The sequence below is a fragment of the Mesorhizobium calcicola genome (genome assembly GCF_042682105.1).
GTDB lineage: Bacteria > Pseudomonadota > Alphaproteobacteria > Rhizobiales > Rhizobiaceae > Mesorhizobium > Mesorhizobium calcicola.
The window spans coordinates 67,510-85,826 of the sequence record NZ_JBHUGY010000016.1; the positions used below are offsets into that span (position 1 = coordinate 67,510).

The 18,317-nt window shown below is 62.3% G+C and carries 12 protein-coding genes and 3 pseudogenes; 7 read left to right on the top strand and 8 right to left on the bottom strand.

Features of this window, described 5'->3' with window-relative positions:
• Positions 1–188: 188 nt before the first annotated feature.
• Positions 189–6,476, bottom strand: a complete 6,288-nt coding sequence (locus ACFSQT_RS08710) for a shikimate kinase (protein WP_379018032.1) — start codon at positions 6,474–6,476, stop codon at positions 189–191.
• Between the two features lie 270 nt (positions 6,477–6,746).
• On the opposite strand from ACFSQT_RS08710, the gene ACFSQT_RS08715 reads away from it, so the two are divergent.
• Positions 6,747–7,868 (top strand): hypothetical protein, encoded by a 1,122-nt coding sequence (locus tag ACFSQT_RS08715; protein WP_379018033.1) that lies wholly within the window; start codon positions 6,747–6,749, stop codon positions 7,866–7,868.
• A gap of 394 nt (positions 7,869–8,262) precedes the next feature.
• On the opposite strand, the pseudogene ACFSQT_RS08720 reads toward ACFSQT_RS08715, so the two are convergent.
• Positions 8,263–8,722: pseudogene (locus tag ACFSQT_RS08720) on the bottom strand (IS110 family transposase); the annotation flags it as partial.
• Positions 8,723–8,952: 230 nt separating this feature from the next.
• Here ACFSQT_RS08720 and ACFSQT_RS08725 point away from each other — a divergent pair.
• Positions 8,953–9,183, top strand: a pseudogene (locus tag ACFSQT_RS08725) (integrase core domain-containing protein); the annotation flags it as partial.
• Here the strand turns inward: ACFSQT_RS08725 and ACFSQT_RS08730 are convergent.
• Positions 9,126–10,313, bottom strand: coding sequence for an IS110 family RNA-guided transposase (locus ACFSQT_RS08730; RefSeq protein WP_245331278.1), 1,188 nt, complete (start codon positions 10,311–10,313; stop codon positions 9,126–9,128). The pseudogene ACFSQT_RS08725 and the gene ACFSQT_RS08730 sit on opposite strands and share 58 nt — an antisense overlap.
• A gap of 207 nt (positions 10,314–10,520) precedes the next feature.
• The gene (locus tag ACFSQT_RS08735; protein WP_095090258.1) at positions 10,521–10,766 is read right to left on the bottom strand and encodes a helix-turn-helix domain-containing protein; all 246 of its coding nucleotides are present in this window, start codon (positions 10,764–10,766) and stop codon (positions 10,521–10,523) included.
• A gap of 120 nt (positions 10,767–10,886) precedes the next feature.
• Between ACFSQT_RS08735 and ACFSQT_RS08740 the strand changes: the two genes are divergently transcribed.
• The gene (locus ACFSQT_RS08740; protein WP_095090259.1) at positions 10,887–11,162 is read left to right on the top strand and encodes a DNA -binding domain-containing protein; all 276 of its coding nucleotides are present in this window, start codon (positions 10,887–10,889) and stop codon (positions 11,160–11,162) included.
• 30 nt (positions 11,163–11,192) lie between these two features.
• Here ACFSQT_RS08740 and ACFSQT_RS08745 read toward each other — a convergent pair whose 3' ends face one another.
• The 4 genes and pseudogenes from ACFSQT_RS08745 to ACFSQT_RS08760 form a co-directional block, all read right to left on the bottom strand.
• A complete protein-coding gene (locus ACFSQT_RS08745) occupies positions 11,193–11,705 on the bottom strand; it encodes a DUF2285 domain-containing protein (protein WP_245331279.1) in 513 nt (170 codons plus the stop codon).
• Positions 11,706–11,745: 40 nt separating this feature from the next.
• Positions 11,746–12,000 (bottom strand): transcriptional regulator domain-containing protein, encoded by a 255-nt coding sequence (locus ACFSQT_RS08750; protein WP_143748885.1) that lies wholly within the window; start codon positions 11,998–12,000, stop codon positions 11,746–11,748.
• A 31-nt stretch (positions 12,001–12,031) separates the two neighbouring features.
• Entirely contained in the window at positions 12,032–12,664 is a 633-nt protein-coding gene (locus tag ACFSQT_RS08755) for an acyl-homoserine-lactone synthase (protein ID WP_378924216.1), read from the bottom strand.
• A 90-nt stretch (positions 12,665–12,754) separates the two neighbouring features.
• A pseudogene (locus ACFSQT_RS08760) lies at positions 12,755–13,138 on the bottom strand (helix-turn-helix transcriptional regulator); the annotation flags it as partial.
• Positions 13,139–13,818: 680 nt separating this feature from the next.
• Between ACFSQT_RS08760 and ACFSQT_RS08765 the strand changes: the two are divergent.
• The 4 genes from ACFSQT_RS08765 to nadC all read left to right on the top strand — a co-directional run bounded on the left by ACFSQT_RS08765 (position 13,819) and on the right by nadC (position 18,244).
• Complete coding sequence (locus ACFSQT_RS08765; RefSeq protein WP_095090263.1) at positions 13,819–14,784, top strand: NUDIX hydrolase; 966 nt, start codon at positions 13,819–13,821, stop codon at positions 14,782–14,784.
• A gap of 64 nt (positions 14,785–14,848) precedes the next feature.
• Complete coding sequence (gene nadA / locus ACFSQT_RS08770) at positions 14,849–15,823, top strand: quinolinate synthase NadA (RefSeq protein ID WP_095090264.1); 975 nt, start codon at positions 14,849–14,851, stop codon at positions 15,821–15,823.
• Positions 15,820–17,361 carry an L-aspartate oxidase gene (locus tag ACFSQT_RS08775; protein WP_095090265.1) on the top strand — a complete coding sequence of 514 codons (1,542 nt, stop codon included), beginning with the start codon at positions 15,820–15,822 and terminating at the stop codon, positions 17,359–17,361. Before nadA ends, ACFSQT_RS08775 begins: the two co-directional genes overlap by 4 nt.
• A 1-nt stretch (position 17,362) precedes the next feature.
• A complete protein-coding gene (gene nadC / locus ACFSQT_RS08780; protein WP_095090266.1) occupies positions 17,363–18,244 on the top strand; it encodes a carboxylating nicotinate-nucleotide diphosphorylase in 882 nt (293 codons plus the stop codon).
• Positions 18,245–18,317 lie beyond the last annotated feature (73 nt).

An 18,317-nucleotide genomic window follows, 5' to 3' on the forward strand; every position in this document is an offset into this window, starting at 1 on the left:
GGCGAACCCGAGACGTCGTTCGGGTGTCGTCAGGCTCTCCGGTCTGGCTGAGCCTCAGCTTTCTTCATGGCGCAAATACTCCTGGGAGGGCTGCTTGGGTTCTCGTTCACTTTGTATGAAATACTGGGGCGAGCATGCTCCTGGGTTCTTATCCGCGTCGGGAGCGGGAAACTCATTAACGGGATTTATTAGACGCCCGGCTGAGCGGCGGCCGGCTCGGGACGCAGATAGGCGTGCAGCGCCCTGACGCATTCATCCATCTGCCTCTCATGCGACACATTGCGCGAAGCGATCGTGAGATGAGCATTTTGATAGATCGGCTCACGCTCAGCGATCTGTTGCGTGATAGTGCCGAGCAGGTCCGAGGCCTGCTGCAGCCGGCGACCGCGTCGTCTCCCGAGCCGTCGCATTATCAGGTCGGCATCGGCCTTGAGCCAGATCGAGACCGCCTTGTCCTGGATGAGCCCATGGCTCTGCTGATGGATGAAGGAACTGTCACCGGTCGCGAGCACTGCCGGTCCTTGCTTCAGCACACGCGCAATCACTCTCGCCTCAAGCTCCCTGAAATGCTCCTCGCCATGGGTTTCGCAAAGTTTTTTTATCGACATGCCGGCCTCTTTCCTGATCTCGGCATCGGAGTCGATGAATTTCAACCCCAACCCTTTTGCAAGCCGCTCGCCAATGGTGGATTTACCGACGCCCGACATGCCGACGAGCGCTATCGGCCGCACGCCGAGGGCCGGCGCAATCTGGCTTGCTTCCGGCGACCTGGCGATCTCGGACATTCTTGATTTTTCGCCAACTCGCATTCCAAATGCCGCAGCAGCGCTCCATCTAGGATCCTCTTCGGCTTTCCAGTTTGGTATGCTATGGGCGCCTTTGGGGATCGCAACCTCGGCACAGACCTCGATGGCGCGTTGCATCAGTTCCTCGGCCTTGGCTTGCGGAGCATCCCCGCTTGAATGCTGCTGCCGAAGCTTGCCAAGGATCTTATAAGTGTCGTGATTGGCCAGTTTGGCCCTGTAGCTGCCTGGCGTGTGAAACTCGACCTCGAAGCGATAGGCTTCGGGCGTGGCGAGCACTACCTTGATGCCCAAGAAATTTCGAGTCTGCTTACTGAACCAGTTGACCACGCTGACCTCGGTGTAGCCCCGGTCATCGAAGGCCAGCATGGCTTTCTTGAAAGCGTTTATAAAATGCTCGTCAGGGATTTCGAAGACATGGCGTACAGCATTGGTGAGGAGCTGTGGAGCGCTGCCGGGCGGGACGCTCATGCCGGTGAGTTCATCTGTTATGGAGGCATGCGATTTCAAGCGGCGCTCCAGATGGGGCATCTTCACCTGGAAGTCCGCTTTCCAGAGGCTTTCGGCGACGCTGAGCGCGGCCTCGGTGATTTTGCTCTCTTCGGCTCTAGCGCAGGCAGCCTCGATCTGGGCGCGCTCTGAAGCCTCCGCGCGGGTCAGCGCAATCATCATGTCGGCATCCTCGGCGGTGGGCCGGAGGCCAGAAGGTTTCGGCAGAATGCCTTGCTCCGCAGCGAATTTGATCGAGGCCTCCATGATGCCCGCGGCCAGCGTGGGGTTGTCTTTCAGATCATCCAAGGTCGCATCGACGTCAAACCTTCCCTGGGCGAGGGTCGCCGCAACGCCCTTGACATAGGGCACGGACTTCAAGCCCGGTGTCTGGTGGAGGAGCCGCTGAAGGTAGCTGCCCTTCTTGAAGAAAAGGTTGGCGCCAGTATCGGATTTATAGGCGTCGGTGCCGACCTTGATGCCGAGGCTCAGCAAGTTGGTTGCGCTTTGTACGAGGTCGTCCGGATTGTAACCATCTGGGCGAGAATCGATGCGAGCAGGATAGTGGTCGAGCAAAAGCTGGATGCGGTCTCGTGGCTGAGGCGTTGCCGGATAGGTCTCGGTCAGACCCGGGAAAAGCTCGCACAGCCTTGCGCTGAAGCTCGGGTTTGCGGCGTTCGCGCTTTCGATTGTTTCGGGCAGGAGTTGTCCACCCTGCTTGACTGCCCATGCCACAAGGTCGGAGACGAGCAACTCGGCCATTTCGCGGGCAACCGGATGTTTGGCGACCTCAATCTCGCGCCTCGCCCTCGCAAACGTGTTCTGGATATCCTGGCCACTCACCTCTTCCTGGTTCAACAGCTGACCGATATCTCGCCGGAGCTCCTTGTGAACGCCCTCATAGGTGCCAAAGACGGCACGCTCGGCAAACCAGCGTCGTGCTTCATGGGATTGAGCCAGAAAGCTTCGCTGCAGGCAGGTATAAGTTTCCAGAACATTCTGCGTGGCAGAGAGGATCTGGCGGGCGCGACTGAACTGGTAATCGTCGCCCTCAAGCGCCGGGGTATGGGACTTTGGCGGCTTCAGCGACGGAAGTCCCAGAGCTTGCTCCCGGTGATCGAACGCGCGCAAATGCTCATAAAGCTGCGGCCGGTCGCCGAGGATGATGACGGTGTCGCCGTCGAAGTCGCCGTCAAGTTTTTTCTGCTCACCGGTCGGGACAGCCACCAACGAGCCCGGGGCAAACACCTCGGTCGCCTGCAGGATGCCGAGGCAGTCGAGCGGCGTGTCCACCTTGACGCGGTCCTTGCTCGAGGTCCAGCTCGCATGGCATTTGACGTCCTCGGCAGACATCACCAGCCCACGGTCGGCGTAGGCGGCCGGCCACATCTTATCCGGGACAACGATCAGAATGCCTTTGGCAAAAAAGGTCGGATCGTTGGCCGCCAGTTCCCTCCCCGACTTCTGGGCGACGTTGAAGCTGTATTGGATGGCCGTGCAGTTGTCGAGAAACACAGCGGTCGGATCCCCCTCGAGGGCCGACTTGACTCCTTCTGGGGCAAACGGGCGCAGGTTGGGCTTGTCATAGGGCGAGCGCCCGATCAGCACGCCGCTCGTCCCCGTCAACGTCTCGCTCTTGAGCGTCGGCACATGGAGACACTCGTCGCTGGAGGGTATGGCAACCGCGCCAGGACCGTCGATATGTCCGCCAGTCACGGTTCGAAACAGCTCCTCGGCCGACAGCCTTTGCCCCTGTCGGCTCTCGAGCCAGGTCTTGGCCTTCTCCTGCGCCTCATCGGCCACCGACTCGCTGCGTGGATAATGTTGCAGCGCCGAGGCAGGCAGGGACGATCTGCGTCCCTCAGCAAAGGCAGGCACCCGATCAGGACCTTCCTGCCGGCGGGCGCGATGAACAGCCGGCATGCGGTTGGCCAGCGAGGCCTTGATGAAACCGCAGCCATCATGCGATCGCAAGGCGATCGGGCCTTCCGGCCCAGTTAGCTTGAAGGGATGTTCCTGGTTCGCAGGGCGATCCGGCAGCAGCGACAGTTTGAAGGCGCCCTCCAGCGCGTAGTCGTGAGGGCCCAGCCCCTTGATTGCTGGAGGCGCGGCAAAACCCCTGCGCTGCATGTAATAATATGCCTCCTTGAAAGGGGCCCAGGCGCGCAATAGCTGCTCGAACGCCGTGCCCGATGCGGTATCGGCATACGGAATGGCCAGCAGCTTTCCGCCAGGAGACATGGCTGCCGCGGCGTCCGGGGCGCGGGCGGCGAGCTGCGAGAGGGTCGGTTTCGGTGGTTTTAACTTGCTTCCGCCGAACAGGTCCATGCGGTATGGCACACCCTCGACGGTAACCGTACGCGCCAGCATGAAGGGGCTGGGCTTTCCTGGCAGCTGCACCGCGACGACTGGCAAAGCTCCCGAGGTCAGGCGATGAAAAATCGAATAGCGTGTCTCGGGCTCCGTGGCCACTGGCCGGCCCTGCATGTCCACCACCGGCAACTGCATCAGTCCCGCCTCACCTTGCGGCGGTCTGGGCTCGTGGTCCATTGCTCGCAACACCTGATGGACGTCGAACACCGACGCTGGATGTTGGGCCTGGACCGTCGCCACATTCTGCGCCATGAACGTGTCCAGCCCATCAAGCGGGGTCTCTGCCGCGATCTCCGCGATCAGGTTCCAACTCATGGTGGAAAGGTCGCCTTCGATGAGGCCGGCCGTTTTCTCCAAAATCTCCTTGGTCTTGAACTGCAGCTCTTCTTGCCTCACCCGCAAATCGGACTTCTTGCCCTCGACATACGGCCGGCGGAACAATGTCGCCAGAACCGTGCGGGTCTTGAGCACTTGATAGATCGACAAGGCGGGGCGACGGCTCGAGTACGGGCCACGGGTCCGCTCGCCATCGCCTGCTTTGAGATGCGCCTCAATCTTATGCTCGACGATCGGTTGAATGTCGTTCAGCAAATTCAGAGCCTGCCTCCGATGCCAGCGCAGGCTCTTGCGCGGGCTGCGCGCCAGCGGCAGCACGGCGAGGCAGAGATTGCCCATGGTTTCGAGGTTGTTCTCAGCGGCAAAACCAGGGGCACGATGCAATTCCGTAAGCCGATCCAACGCCGGCCGTGCGAGCAAACCGAGATCGTCAAACAATCGAGCCTTGGCCAGCGCCTTGAAAATCACGGCGATGTTCAGAACGTGGGTCTGCTCCAGACGATCACTGGCATAGTGAAGGTAGCGGGCCAGCTGGTGTAGCCGATCCTTCAGCAGAGCGGTCTCTATGATCTCTCCTGTGTCCTCTCCCCTGGTGACACTTCGCCCCAGAGCATTGGCCATCATGCCGAGCTCAAGTGTGGTGAACGTTCCGAATCGTTGGCCTCCGGAGCCCAGTTTGCGCACGATGTCCAGGACTGCCTGGTGGCACGCCGCTGCTTCCGGCCACTTGCTGAAGCCGTTCACAAGGTTCGCCAATCCCTGCGGACTAAAATCAGAGAGCCGGTTGTCACGGCGAAGCACCTCACCGGCGATCGCGACCGTGGCCTTGCTGCAGCCCGTCTCGTCCGGCCACTTGCTGAAACCGTTGACCAGGTTGGCCAGGTTCTGGGGAGTAAAATCAGAGATCAAGGCGCTTTCGGAGCGACGAAGGACCGCCTCGGCAATAGCGACTGTGGCCTCGCGACAGGCCCCTCCGTCCGGCCACTTGCTAAAACCGTTCGCCAGGTTTGCCACGTCCTGCGCATTAAAATCAGAGAGCTGGGCTTCGCGTTTGGCAAGGCGAGAGACCTCGCCGGCGATCGCGACTGTTGCCTCGCGGCAGTCCGGCGCTTCCGACCACTTGCTGAAACCGTTCACCAGGTTTGCCACGTCCTGCGCATTAAAATCAGAGAGCTGGGCTTCGCGTTTGGCAAGGCGAGAGACCTCGCCGGCGATCGCGACTGTTGCCTCGCGGCAGTCCGGCGCTTCCGGCCACTTGCTGAAACCGTTCGCCAGGTTTGCCACGTCCTGCGCATTAAAGTCAGAGAGCTGGGCTTCGCGTTTGGCAAGGCGAGAGACCTCGCCGGCGATCGTGACTGTGGCCTCGCGGCAGTCCGGCGCTTCCGGCCACTTGCTGAAACCGTTCACCAGATTCGCCAGCCCCTGCTGGGTAAAGTCAAAGAGCCGGACGTCGCGTTTGGCGCGGCGAGAGACCTCGCTGGCGATCGCGACTATGGCCTCGCGGCAGTGCGGCGCTTCCGGCCACTTGCTGAAACCGTTCACCAGGTTCGCCAGGTGCTGCGGAGTAACGTCAGAGAGCTGGGCTTCGCGTTTGGCAAAGCGAGAGACCTGGCTGGCGATCGCGACTGTGGCCTCGCGGCAGCCAGGCGCTTGCGGCCACTTGCTGAAACCATTCACCAGGTTCGCCAGGTCCTGCGGAGTAAAATCAGAGATCAAGGCGCCGCTTCCGGAGCGACGAAGGACCGCCTCGGCGATAGCGACTGTGGCCTTGCGACAGTCCGGTGCTTCCGGCCACTTGCTGAAACCGTTCACCAGGGTCGCCAGCCCCTGCTGAGTAAAGTCAAAGAGCCGGACGTCGCGTTTAGCGCGGCGAAGGACCTCACTGGCGATCGCCACTGTGGCTTCGCGGCAGTCCGGCACTTCCGCCCACTTACTGAAACCATTTACCAGGCACGTCAGATGCTCCTGCATAAAGTCAGAGAGCCCGACCTCGCTTTCGGCGCGGCGAAGGACCTCATCGGCGATCGCGGCTGTGGCCTTGCGACAGTCCGGTGCTTCCGGCCACTTGCTGAAACCATTGGCCAGCAACGAGAGATTTTGGCTGCCCAGCTCACCTAGTACGCCCCTTTGATCCTGACAAATTCGGGCGATTCTCATCGCTCCATCGCGACATTTCGTCGACAATGGGTCCCGACCGAATGATGATGCGAAGAGCGAAAGCGCTCTCGGTTCAATCTTCTTCATTAACGCGAGATCAAGCTGCGACAGCCGAGCTGCGACAGCCCTGCAAGCTTCTATCCCTGCCTGCCCTCCCGCATACCGGCTCACCGCATTGCACGTAGTGGCGTACCCCCATGATTGCCGGGCGTCGATATCTTCCTCCAAGCGCGGGACAAATTTGCGTTCAAAATCGACGGAGGCCTTTTGCATGAACGTTGCTTGATCCGGCATCCGCAGGCGCTTGGAATGCTTCACCACCTCTCTTGAGAACCCCCCGATGTCACGCGCGTTAGCAATTCCTCTTAGTGCTGCATGCAACTCGCCTGAATACTGTGGATCAGGTCGCTCAAAGCTGGCGTGGCTCTGCGCGGCTACGTCGTCTACGCGCCGCTTTCCAAGTCCAGGACCCAGGTCGCTTGCGGATTGCCTTGGCTGCGGAAGCGCGCCCGATTGCGAGCTCTCGGCCGCCTGATTGCGCTGGCGCATGCTTGCTTGCGAGTCTCCGGCCGCCCGATCGCCGCGCCAATGCTCGCTATCAGAGCGCGAGGAGCCTTCTTCCCGATAGAGTGCGCGACGATCCTGTCGCTGAGGCGGGCGCTCAGCCCATTGCGAGCCCTCGGCCGCCCGATCGCCGCGCCAATGCTCGCCACCAGAGCGGGAGGAGCTTTCTTCCCGATAGGGTGCGCCACGATCCTGTCGCTGAGGCGGGCGCTCGCCCCTTTGCGAGCCCTCGGCCGCCCGATCGCCGCGCCAATGCTCGCCATCAGAGCGGGAAGAGCTTTCTTCCCGATAGGGTGCGCCACGATCCTGTCGCTGAGGCGGGCGCTCGCGGCGCCAGGGTTCATCCCCGAAACGCGAGGGGCCTTCTTCCCGATTGAATGCGCCACGATCCTGTCGCTGAGGCGGGAGCTCGCCCCTTTGCGAGCCCTCGGCCGCCCGATCGCCGCGCCAATGCTCGCTATCAGAGCGGGAAGAGCTTTCTTCCCGATAGGGTGCGCCACGATCCTGTCGCTGGGGCGGGAGCTCGCCCCTTTGCGAGTCTCCGGCCGCCCGATCGCCGCGCCAATGCTCGCCATCAGAGCGGGAAGAGCTTTCTTCCCGATAGGGTGCGCCACGATCCTGTCGCTGGGGCGGGCGCTCGCGGCGCCAGGGTTCATCCCCGAAACGCGAGGGGCCTTCTTCCCGATTGAATGCGCCACGATCCTGTCGCTGAGGCGGGCGCTCGCCCCTTTGCGAGCCCTCGGCCGCCCGATCGCCGCGCCAATGCTCGCTATCAGAGCGGGAAGAGCTTTCTTCCCGATAGGGTGCGCCACGATCCTGTCGCTGGGGCGGGAGCTCGCCCCTTTGCGAGTCTCCGGCCGCCCGATCGCCGCGCCAATGCTCGCCATCAGAGCGGGAAGAGCTTTCTTCCCGATAGGGTGCGCCACGATCCTGTCGCTGGGGCGGGCGCTCGCGGCGCCAGGGCTCATCCCCGAAACGCGAGGGGCCTTCTTCCCGATTGAATGCGCCACGATCCTGTCGCTGAGGCGGGCGCTCGCCCCTTTGCGAGCCCTCCGCCACCTGATCGCCGCGCCAGGGTTCATCCTCGAAATGCGACCAGCCTTCCTCCCTATCCAACCCGCGCCGCCTCCCGCGTGCGCCAACTGATGGATGAGGAGACGCGTCCCGCAGGATATCACTGGTGCGGACGGGTCCGCCCTCTGGATTTTCATGGTCGGAACGCATCCGCTCCATGAGTGAATTGAACTGTTGGCCACCTTGTCCAGAGGCAGGACCGCGGGCCCCCCCTATGTCCTGCGCGCCCCCAGCTCTGACTTGCCCACTGTACAAGCCACCACGTCGACCAATACCCGTCATAGCCAACCCCGAGTGCAAATGAAAATACAATTGCGCACGGTCATTCCTGTCGCATTGCACGCTGAGGGTATCATCATACTCGTGGTATCTGACGGAAGCCTGACTAGACCTCATGTTGGACGAGTATCGCAATAACCTGGCGAGAGATTTATTGCTTTGCGCGGCAACCGCCACTGGCGCCTCACAGGTCGGCATGCGGGCAGGACGGGATGAGGTGGCTATGAAGGATCGACTGGATGACATTCTTCAACCGCGATCTTTGCCTGACGATCTGATTGCGCCGCGTCACTTGCCGGCGCAGCGCCTGTGTCGGCTCGTCCGGAATCCAGACTTCTGGCAGGAAGCCTGCTGTCGCCAGAACGCCGGCATCGATCGTATCCGTCTTGATCTTGGCATAGGCAATGATGCGCACCTGCTTCGGGTTTGCGATCACCACTTCTGTACGTGCGGCGCGACAACCGCGGCGGCCGAGGACGCGTTGGCAGTGGCCTCTATCACCACGATGTCGCTCGGCGCCAGCTTTGCGGCAAACGCCTCTAGCAGTCGCGCCGCATGTCGACACGGCCCAGCCGCCTGAGCCTGCCGTCCTCCCACGCCACCGCCTCGGCGAAGGCGCGGTGGATATCCAGTCCGATGATGCACATGCCTGTTGCCTCCTTTCTGGCTCGGTCAAGAACGGGAGCTGGCGGGCAACACGACATCTACTGATCCGCGCTCGCAGCGCATCCGGGAAAGTCGCGAGGGGCGGCCATGTAACGAGCTCGGGCTCTCAGCCAACGGTCTAAAGACGGCCTGCCCGCACCTTCGTGCTCCCGGTGCCCCAGGTCCCGGATGGGCTCACCATAAGGCCGTTCCAAACAAAGAAACAGCAGGACGAATAGGCACCGCAGATCACATACCGGATAACGGCCAGGTCGAAAGAATGAACCGGACTATCAAGGATGCCACCTACTACGAGAGCCACGATCAGCTTCGCCAGCACCTTGCAGACTTCGTCTCCGCCTACAACTTCGCTCGTAGGCTGAAGACCCTCAACGGCCTCACGCCTTACCAGTTCATCTGCGAAGCTTGGGCCACAGAACAACAACGCTTCAAGCTAAATCCGCTCCAGCAAAATGCCGGGACTAAACACAAGGCTATGAGCAACTTGCGGGCGAGCGCTACGATCATCTTCGTTTTGCGTGCGGCGGTCGGACCTTCCGTTCGCGCCCGGTACCATTGGGCCAGAGCGCTATCCTTCTGGAACCGCAGAAAGCGCCAAGCAAGCTGGATCAGGCCGCGACGGACGCGGGCGTTACCTGCCTTCGCCAGTCCCTTCTGGCGCCGCTTAGAGCCACTTTCGTCGGGCGCGCCGGTCAGGCCGGCATAGCGCGCCACAGCCCGCCGGTCGCGAAGATTGCGGGAGAGCACCTCCTGAACCAGCATGTCTGCTGTCTCGATGCCGATGCCGATAATGCTGGCGATGAGACGCACCATCGCGTGCGGCCCCGCCGCCGGCTCCTGTTCGAGACGCGCAAGGCGGGCCTTCTCGATCGCTTTGATTTGCTCGCAGACCATGGCGAGCCGGGCCATGTCGCGCCGGAGTTCATCGATCGTATTGGGTAGCAGTGGCAGACCGTCCGGTGTCCGCAGCCCGTCAAGGCGCTGTACTGCCTTTCGCAATTTGGGATTGAAGCTGCGGATCCCGAGCCACGCCAGGATCGCCTTCATGCGGTTGATGATCCGCGTGCGCTCGCTGACCAGACTTTCCCGCTCACGGCTTGGACGCCTGGCATCCTCTTCCTCGAGCGTCGGAACTGCGACCATCCCGCAATGCCCACGCTCGCCGCGTAGCCAGCCCAGGAAGACGCGCATCAGCATCGCCGTGTCCAACCGATCGGTCTTCGCCCGACGATGTTCGCGCGACACCGCGACGCTAGTCGAATGGACGACGTGCACCTCGATGCCGCGCCTCTCCAGCCACCGCGCCAGCCAGAACCCATCGCGCCCGGCCTCGAAGGCCAGCGCAATCCGTTCGATTGCATTGCCCACCTTGACCGCCTCGTCACGCCACCGCTCCACCAGCCGCAGCAAAGCAATAGGATCAGGCTCCAACTTTTTCAGAGGCAAGCGTTCAATGCCGGGAACCTGTCCCGCCGCCAACCAACTCGATTCACTCATTTCAACAACGACGATTACGCTGCTATTTTGATCAAACGGGACGAGCGAACGGCTCAGATCGTCAACCTGGGTCAAACTCAGCGCGCGCGCAGCCAGTTCCTCTTGCGTCAGGTCCTGCTCATGGCCGCGAGGGGAAGGTGGGCGGCCGAGACCGCCCGGAGCCGGCAAAGCAGATCGGGCTCGGTCCATCGCGAAGCAGATCCTGCGGTCTCGGCCCGCCGGACGCCTTGTTGAAGGATTCGACTTGAGGACGTTTCTCGCTGAAGCTCCCCTTATCGTGACCTATCGGTGGCGAGAACGAGGAACCTGTGCCAGCAGCTGGCAGGGATCGACCTCCAGAATCTCCGCTAGTTCTAAAAACTCAATGACGTCCAAACGACGTTCACCGCCCTCATACTTTGCGACGAAGGACTGTGGGCGGCCCAGCGCCTGCGCAACCTGGAGCTGGGTCAGGCCCTTGTTCTTTCGCGCCGCAATCAGCTGTTTCAGCATCTGGCGCTGGCGAGATGATCGAAGGGATTTCGGCATTTTGCGAACCGGCCATGAAGGAACCGGCTCGCCGACTAATCCCAGTTTCGGAGTATCCCGTTTTAGGATATTGACCGGGCGTCAGGGCGGACGCGCGATCGTACAAACCGAGAGAGAGAATTGGGAAACAGATCGCGCCTCGAGCCTAATGAACCCGTTATCGACGAAGTCCCCTGGTCGGACAGTCTCACGGCCTACGACAGGGAGCATTTCACGATCTACATGCGGCTGCTGGATGCATCGGCCGACAACGCAAGCAAGGAAGAGATGGCGCAAGTCATTCTCGGCCTCGATCCGGTATGCGAACCGGAGCGAGCCCTAAAGTCGCTTGACAGTCATCTGCGACGTGCAAACTGGATGGTGAGGACGGGCTACAAGGCAATGTTCGGCAGCTGACCATTTGCTCGGGTGCGCCACACCGCATTTTCAAGTGAGCAGGTCCTTGTATCCATCGTTCATGAGGGCATGGCCGCGGCGTATGGCGCGACGGATCAGGTCGCGCAGATGATCGCGCGGATCTGCCCAATCGGCCCTGACGCGCGCTTGGCCAAGCAGGGCTTCGGCGATGACCCGGTGCGTTGCCCCCGACAGCGACCCATCGAGCGCACGAAGGACGAAGCGGAGACGTCGGCCACGCGCCTCCGCACGAAACAGGGTATTCGGCAGCCGTCCGCGCATCGCCAGGCTGTTGAGGCATTCAAGTGCCCATAGCCGATGCTTCGCCTGCCCGGCCGGCCAGATCGCGTCGACCTGCAGGCGCACGCGCTGAGCGACTGTCGCACCTGAAACCGCGAGCTGAAGATGTCGCTCAGCAGGGCGCAACAGAACGTGCTGGCGGCCGTTGCCTGCCAAAAGCACCGTGGCACGACATGGCGGCGCCGTCAGATCGAAAGCGGGCGGCGCGGCCGAGGAAGATGCCGGTTCGGCGGTGATCGGCAAGACGTAGGGACATTGGCGTGGACACCAGAATACACGCGCATCAGGCCGCAAGGAGTCCGCGAAACAAAACGCCCCACCGCGTCAGGTCGGCGCGCGACGCGATGATGTCGAGCGACCTTGGACTGCCCAGCCATTCGGCCCCCTCCAGTGCCTTGGCCAGATCGTTGCGGAATGCCGGATTGCGCCGCAAGAACTCCCAGGCCCACTCTCGCCGCGTCAGACGAAACGTATGCTGGTACGCCCTATCATCGCACCAGTCCGGCCAGTCGGCTCCGGTGTCCTCCACCGACCTCATGGACAAGCCCCACGGACAAACCGACCAGGCATCACATCGCGCCGCAGGCTATTGGCGCCCACAGAACCGGCCCATGGAAACCGCCATTGCGCCGAACGGAACCAAGCGTCTCGGCCGAGACGTCGAGATATCCGGCCACCGCGCGGGTTAGGCCGATCGCGTGCGGTTCGCCGATCCGCTCAAGCGGCCAGCCGGCGCGGCGCAGGATGCGCTCCATGCGCAGATCGGTGACCGTGACAATTCGCTCGAGACTGCATGACAGGCCGAATTCGATGATGCCGGCGAAGAGTTCGTAGGTGGCGACAGCCACGCCGCCGGCGCCCTTGGGGGTCGATGGCTGAAGATCGAGGGCAAAGCGGCTGCTTTCCCAGATATCCGGCTCGCTGGGCGCTGCCTTGCCTTCCAACAGCTCGGCAAAAGTGTTGCCCAGCATGGTGGGTCCGGTCGACGGAAGCAGCCGCGCGCATCCCTCGACAGCACCGCCGAAACCGCGCAAAAGGAGATAGTTCGGTTTCAAGGAATCGAAGCAATCGATCTCGTAGCGGCCGTTCGTCGGCACCTGCCAGTCCAGCCGCTCCTTGAAGACGCGGTAACGCAAGCGGTGCATTTCATGAAGTTCGTCGACAAAGTCGCCATAGCAATCGGGTGTAACAAGCTGAATCACGCTGGGCCTCCTTAAAGGGATCACCCTGGCATTGGAGGCGAACCTTCGGCACGAAGCATCCTGTGCAACTGTACAGGGTAAAGCTGCTTGTCAGAAAAGATCGTTGTTGGAAGCCGAAAGCTGCATCACGGCTTGCATGACTGTGCGCACGCCGAGCTTCTTCCTGGCATTGTCCAGATGATACGCGGCTGAACGGCGCTTGACGCCCAGGATACGGCCGGTCTCCCACGCTGACTTGCGGCGCGCCGCCCATTGCATGCACTCATATTCCCGCAGCGTCAGCGCAATACCACTTATCACTCGATCGGTAACAAGCTTGCGACGAATGTGAATATGGAAACAGGTCGCCATGAGTTGAAGCGCCTGTTCATAGCGCTCGGCGGCGAGCAGGAACGAGCGATTGGGTTCGTCAGCGGCAAAGGTCACGGCCGCGACACCGCCCCGGCGTTCGACAATCGCAATGGTCACACCGCAGCGGTCGGCTGTTCGGGAGCTGGTGGTTGAGGCGAAGCGAACCGTCCGGGTCGGCGCGCGGAAAGCGACCAGAGCGCGTTGACCAACGTCAAGCCGGCATCGCCGTGCAGTTTTCCGCGCACCGAGCAAGCGGATGGGCCATCGGCTCGCCAGCGCTCGAGCTGGACGGCCGCGCAGCCGGTCCCCGCCATCAGCCGGGCAGCATTATGGAAAGCATGCTTGGCACCTCGTGCTGGGGGTCGAAAGGCAAGTCGACTGCCGTCAGTGCTCGTTTTTAGCCTGCTCCCGGCGCCAAGCATGCATGATCATCATGTTACGGCGTAACGCCGAGGGTGGCTGGCGGGCCAAGCAGCACGATGCCGACGCTGTCACCGACAAGAACGATGTCTCGCGGCGCGCAATCAACCAGCTTCGCGCTCGCCCTGCCCGCAGGCCAACCAGTGGCGTTCCGCGCCTGCGGGAACGAATATCCGGAGGCGTGATGGCATTGCGTCCCGACCGCGCTCGAAGGTGCCTTCCCTCACGTTACCGCCGGCCGGTGTCGCGTTTGAAGCCCATTGGTGCAGCTGGGAAGAGCTAAAATCACGCAATTGGTGGTGTTGACGCTCCGGCAGGCATGATAAAGATTGATTAAATCGATTGAGTTCCTTCGCGGCGGGGTTGCGACCATTTTGGGGAACATGGACGCAAAAGACACCAGAAAAGCCCGCGCCGGACGCAAGGCCAACGACGTCAAGGCGGATCTGATCGCTGTCGTGGTCGCGGTCACCGATGGGCACCCTTGCGTTCTCACCATCGGGCAGGCCAATGCACTTCCGTCGGACCCGTTCGAGTTCGATCACCGCTCGCTACAATCGGGCCTTCGGGCATGGGTCGAACAGCAAACCGGTCAGCCGCTTGGTTACATCGAGCAGCTCTACACATTCGCCGACCGCGACAGGATCGGCGCCGAAAACCCGCAACGTGTGATTTCGATCAGCTATCTCGCACTCACCCGGCAAGAATATGCCAGAGACTCGGCCAAGCCCTGCTGGGGGAGCTGGTACGATTACTTCCCGTGGGAGGACCATCGCTCCGGCACGCCGCCGGTGGTGCTGGATGTTCTGCGCCCCCGTCTGATCGAATGGGCGCAAGGCGCGCCAGAGGTCGAGGCGCGTCGCGAGCGCCAGCGGCGGGCAGCAGTCGCTTTCGGCTTCGACGATCTGGGCTGGAACGAGGAGCTCGTTCTTCAACGCTATGAGCTGCTCTATGAGGCTGCGTTGATTGAAGAGGCGGCTCGCGGCGGGCAGCATGCGGGTGCCCTCGCCCCGATGCCGGGCAGATCGATGGTCGCCGATCATCGCCGCATCCTGGCAACAGGTATTGCGCGGTTGCGCTCCAAAATCAAATACAGGCCCGTCGTGTTCGAGCTGATGGCGCCGGTTTTCACGCTTCTACAGCTGCAGCGAACCGTGGAGGCGCTCGCCGGCAGGCTCGTTAACAAGCCGAATTTCCGCCGCCTGATCGAGCAGCAGGAGCTAGTCGAGGAAACAGGCGAGACCACCACGGAAACCGGCGGGCGGCCCGCCAAGCTTTATCGCTTCCGTCATGCCATTCTCGACGAGACGGTCATAGCTGGGACAAAATTGCCGCTGGCGCGGTCTTGACATCCTTATAGTCGGTGTAGAAATATCCCCCTTATAACCAGATTGACTATAATTGGAGGCGCCGATGACGCGGGCGTTACCTACGGCCACCTCCCTATACGATCGCGTCAGCCGCGTGATTCCGTCAATCGAATGGTCGGCCTTCAGCGACGACATCGACGCAATCCTGGGGCTGAAGCGCCAACGCAACGCCGTCATCCTGGCCCACAACTATCAGACGCCGGAGATCTTTCATTGCGTGGCCGACATCGTCGGCGACAGCCTGGCTCTCGCCCGCAAGGCAATGACGGTCGAGGCGCAAGTCATCGTGCTCGCAGGCGTGCATTTCATGGCTGAGACGGCCAAGCTGCTCAATCCCGACAAGACAGTACTCATCCCGGATCTCGGCGCCGGCTGCTCGCTGGCCGACTCGATCACGGCATGGGACGTGCGGTTGATGCGTGAGCGTTATCCGGGAGTTCCGGTTGTCACCTATGTAAATACGTCCGCCGCCGTGAAGGCTGAGTCCGACATTTGCTGCACCTCGGGGAATGCGCTGGCGGTGGTGAAGTCGCTCGGCGCGCCTCGCGTGATCATGTTGCCCGACGAATATCTGGCGAGAAACATCGCCGCGCAGACAAAAGTCGAGATCATTGCCTGGAAGGGACGGTGCGAGGTGCATGAGCGCTTCGCAGCGTCCGACATTCAAGAGCTGCGCGAGGCCTATCCCGGCGTAACGGTGCTTGCTCACCCTGAATGTCCACCGGAGGTCGTGGCGGAGGCAGACTTCGCTGGCTCGACGGCGGCGATGTCGGACTACGTCGGACAGCACAAGCCAGCGCGTGTGATGCTCATGACGGAGTGCTCGATGAGTGACAACATTGCCGTCGAACATCCGGAAATCGAGTTTGTACGCCCCTGCAACCTGTGCCCGCACATGAAGCGCATCACGCTCGCCAACATCCGCAGCGCGCTCGAAGAAAACCGTCACGTCGTCACGATCGATCCCCATGTTGCTGAGCGGGCCCGTTGGGCTGTGGAGCGCATGCTCTTCGTATGACGCAAGAGATGCGTGACATTGGCGGGGCGCCAGTAATCATCGGCGCGGGCGTTGCCGGCCTGGTGACGGCGCTTCATCTGGCGCCGCAACCAGTCGTCCTTCTCTCCACGACCCCGCTTGGAACGGACGCCTCCAGCACGCTGGCCCAGGGCGGGCTCGCGGCGAGCGTCGGCGAAGACGACAGCCCCGAACTGCACCTCACCGATACGCTTGCCGCCGGCGATGGGCTTTGCGACGAAACGATGGCCAGGCGGGTGGTCGAGGCCCTACCTAACGCAATCGACCATCTCATTCGTCTGGGTGCTCCTTTCGACCGTGCGTTGGATGGGAAACTGCGGCTCGGCCTCGAGGCGGCGCATTCGCGCCGCCGGATCGTGCACGCCGCCGGCGACGCCACCGGCCGCGAGTTGTTCCGCACGCTCCTCGCCGCGATCCGGCGGACACGTTCGATCACGATCCTGGAAGGCGTGACAGCCCTTCGCCTCGTGGTTGCGGAGGGCGGCATTGTGGGCGTGTTGGCGGCCCGACATAGCGGTACCTTCGCACTGCCGACGCGACGCGTGGTGCTTGCGACCGGCGGCATCGGCGGCCTATTCAACGATACAACGAACCCACTTGGCTCATTCGGGCATGGTCTGGCGCTGGCTGCCTGCGCAGGCGCCGAGCTTGCCGATCTTGAATTCGTGCAGTTCCATCCGACCGCCCTCGACAGCCCCCGCCGACCAATGCCGCTTGTAAGCGAAGCCGTACGCGGCGAAGGTGCAGTGCTCGTCGACGAACACGGTCAGCGCTTCCTTGCCAATACGCCCGGCGCCGAGCTCGCCTCGCGTGACGTGGTCGCGCGGGCCATCTCCTGTCAGCTCACCGTGGGACGTCGTGTCTATCTCGACGCCCGGCAATGCCTCGGCCAGAAATTCGCCAGACGCTTTCCGGCGATCGACGCGGCTTGCCGGCAGGCCGGCATCGATCCCGCCATCGAGCCGATCCCGGTACGCCCGGCCGCGCACTATCACATGGGTGGCGTGGCCGTTGACGCTGAAGGGCGCAGTTCCGTCTCCGGCCTGTGGGCATGCGGCGAAGTTACATGCACCGGGCTGCACGGCGCCAACCGGCTGGCCAGCAACTCGCTTGCCGAGGCGGTCGCAACAGCCGCGTGGGTAGCGGCAAGCGTCGGTGGCACTTGCGCCGGCTGGCAGTGGCCCAGGCTTCCTTCAGCCGGTCCCTTGCGACCTGACCCTTCACCCCTACGCCAAGTCGTCTCGAATGCGCTTGGTATCATCCGCAATGGCAAGGGGCTACGCCAGGCCGTGGCGGCTCTGCTGCCGATCGCCGTTGGCGAGACGGCGGCGGCCGACCCGGGACTGGTGGCGATGTTGATCTCGATTGCGGCGCTTCGACGTGAGGAGAGCCGCGGCTCGCACCACCGATCCGATTTCCCCGGGCGCGGTGCTGCCGCCCTCCCCTCGCGACTGACGCTCTGCACAGCCTTTGAGAATGCCGTCGCGCTCAGCTGGCAAGCATCCGAACGGAGCTGTTGATATGACTTCACTTGCACCGCTTCCCCAGATCATCATGGAACCCATCGTGCGCAGTGCCCTCCTGGAAGATCTGGGCAGAGCTGGCGACATTACGAGCGACGCAATCATCCCAGCCGATTGCAAGGCGACGTTTGCGTTGAATGCCAGGCAGGCTGGCGTTGTTGCCGGGCTCGATCTGGTCATGTTTGCCTTCCTGCTGGTCGATCCTGGGATCAGCATACAGTTGCGGTGTCCCGAGGGTGGCAAAGTGTCGGCCGGAGAAACCATCGCGATGGTAAACGGGCCGGCGCGCAGCCTGCTAACGGCCGAGCGGACGGCGCTCAATTTCCTCTCCAGGCTGAGCGGCATTGCGACGGCTACCGCCGCGCTGGTGGATGCGGTACGCGGTCATAACGCAAAGATCGTGTGCACACGAAAGACGACACCCGGCCTACGTGCTCTGGAAAAATATGCGGTGCGCGCTGGCGGCGGCGCCAATCACCGCTTCGCACTCGACGACGCCGTGCTCATCAAGGACAACCACATCGCCGTTGCCGGCGACATCCGCACCGCAATCGAGCGCGCGCGCGGCGCGATTGGCCACATGGTGAAGATCGAGGTCGAGGTCGACACGCTTGACCAACTCGAGATGGCGCTTCAGGCGAGCGTCGACGCCGTACTGCTCGATAACATGTCCCTCGAGGATCTTGGCCAGGCCGTGGCGATGGTCGGCGGCCGGGCTATCACCGAGGCGTCGGGTCGGGTGACACCGAAAACGGCTTCGGCAATTGCGGCGACCGGCGTCGACCTTATCTCGGTCGGCTGGCTTACCCACAGCGCTCCCATCCTCGACATTGGCCTGGACATGCCAGCCAACCGGAATTGTAGCAGGCATCTGAACTGAGGGAGAGGACATGAACCGGAACCGCAGGAACTCCTTTGGCCGCAGACTAACTTGCGCCAGCACGTCCCCAGTT

What these genes read in the sequence shown, in the direction of transcription:
- ACFSQT_RS08715 (WP_379018033.1), top strand. Translation starts at nt 6,747, where the DNA reads ATGCTCGCTATCAGAGCGCGAGGAGCCTTCTTCCCGATAGAGTGCGCG.
- ACFSQT_RS08735 (WP_095090258.1), bottom strand. Translation starts at nt 10,766, where the DNA reads ATGCCGAAATCCCTTCGATCATCTCGCCAGCGCCAGATGCTGAAACAG.
- ACFSQT_RS08750 (WP_143748885.1), bottom strand. Translation starts at nt 12,000, where the DNA reads ATGAGGTCGGTGGAGGACACCGGAGCCGACTGGCCGGACTGGTGCGAT.
- ACFSQT_RS08765 (WP_095090263.1), top strand. Translation starts at nt 13,819, where the DNA reads ATGGACGCAAAAGACACCAGAAAAGCCCGCGCCGGACGCAAGGCCAAC.
- nadA (WP_095090264.1), top strand. Translation starts at nt 14,849, where the DNA reads ATGACGCGGGCGTTACCTACGGCCACCTCCCTATACGATCGCGTCAGC.
- ACFSQT_RS08775 (WP_095090265.1), top strand. Translation starts at nt 15,820, where the DNA reads ATGACGCAAGAGATGCGTGACATTGGCGGGGCGCCAGTAATCATCGGC.
- nadC (WP_095090266.1), top strand. Translation starts at nt 17,363, where the DNA reads ATGACTTCACTTGCACCGCTTCCCCAGATCATCATGGAACCCATCGTG.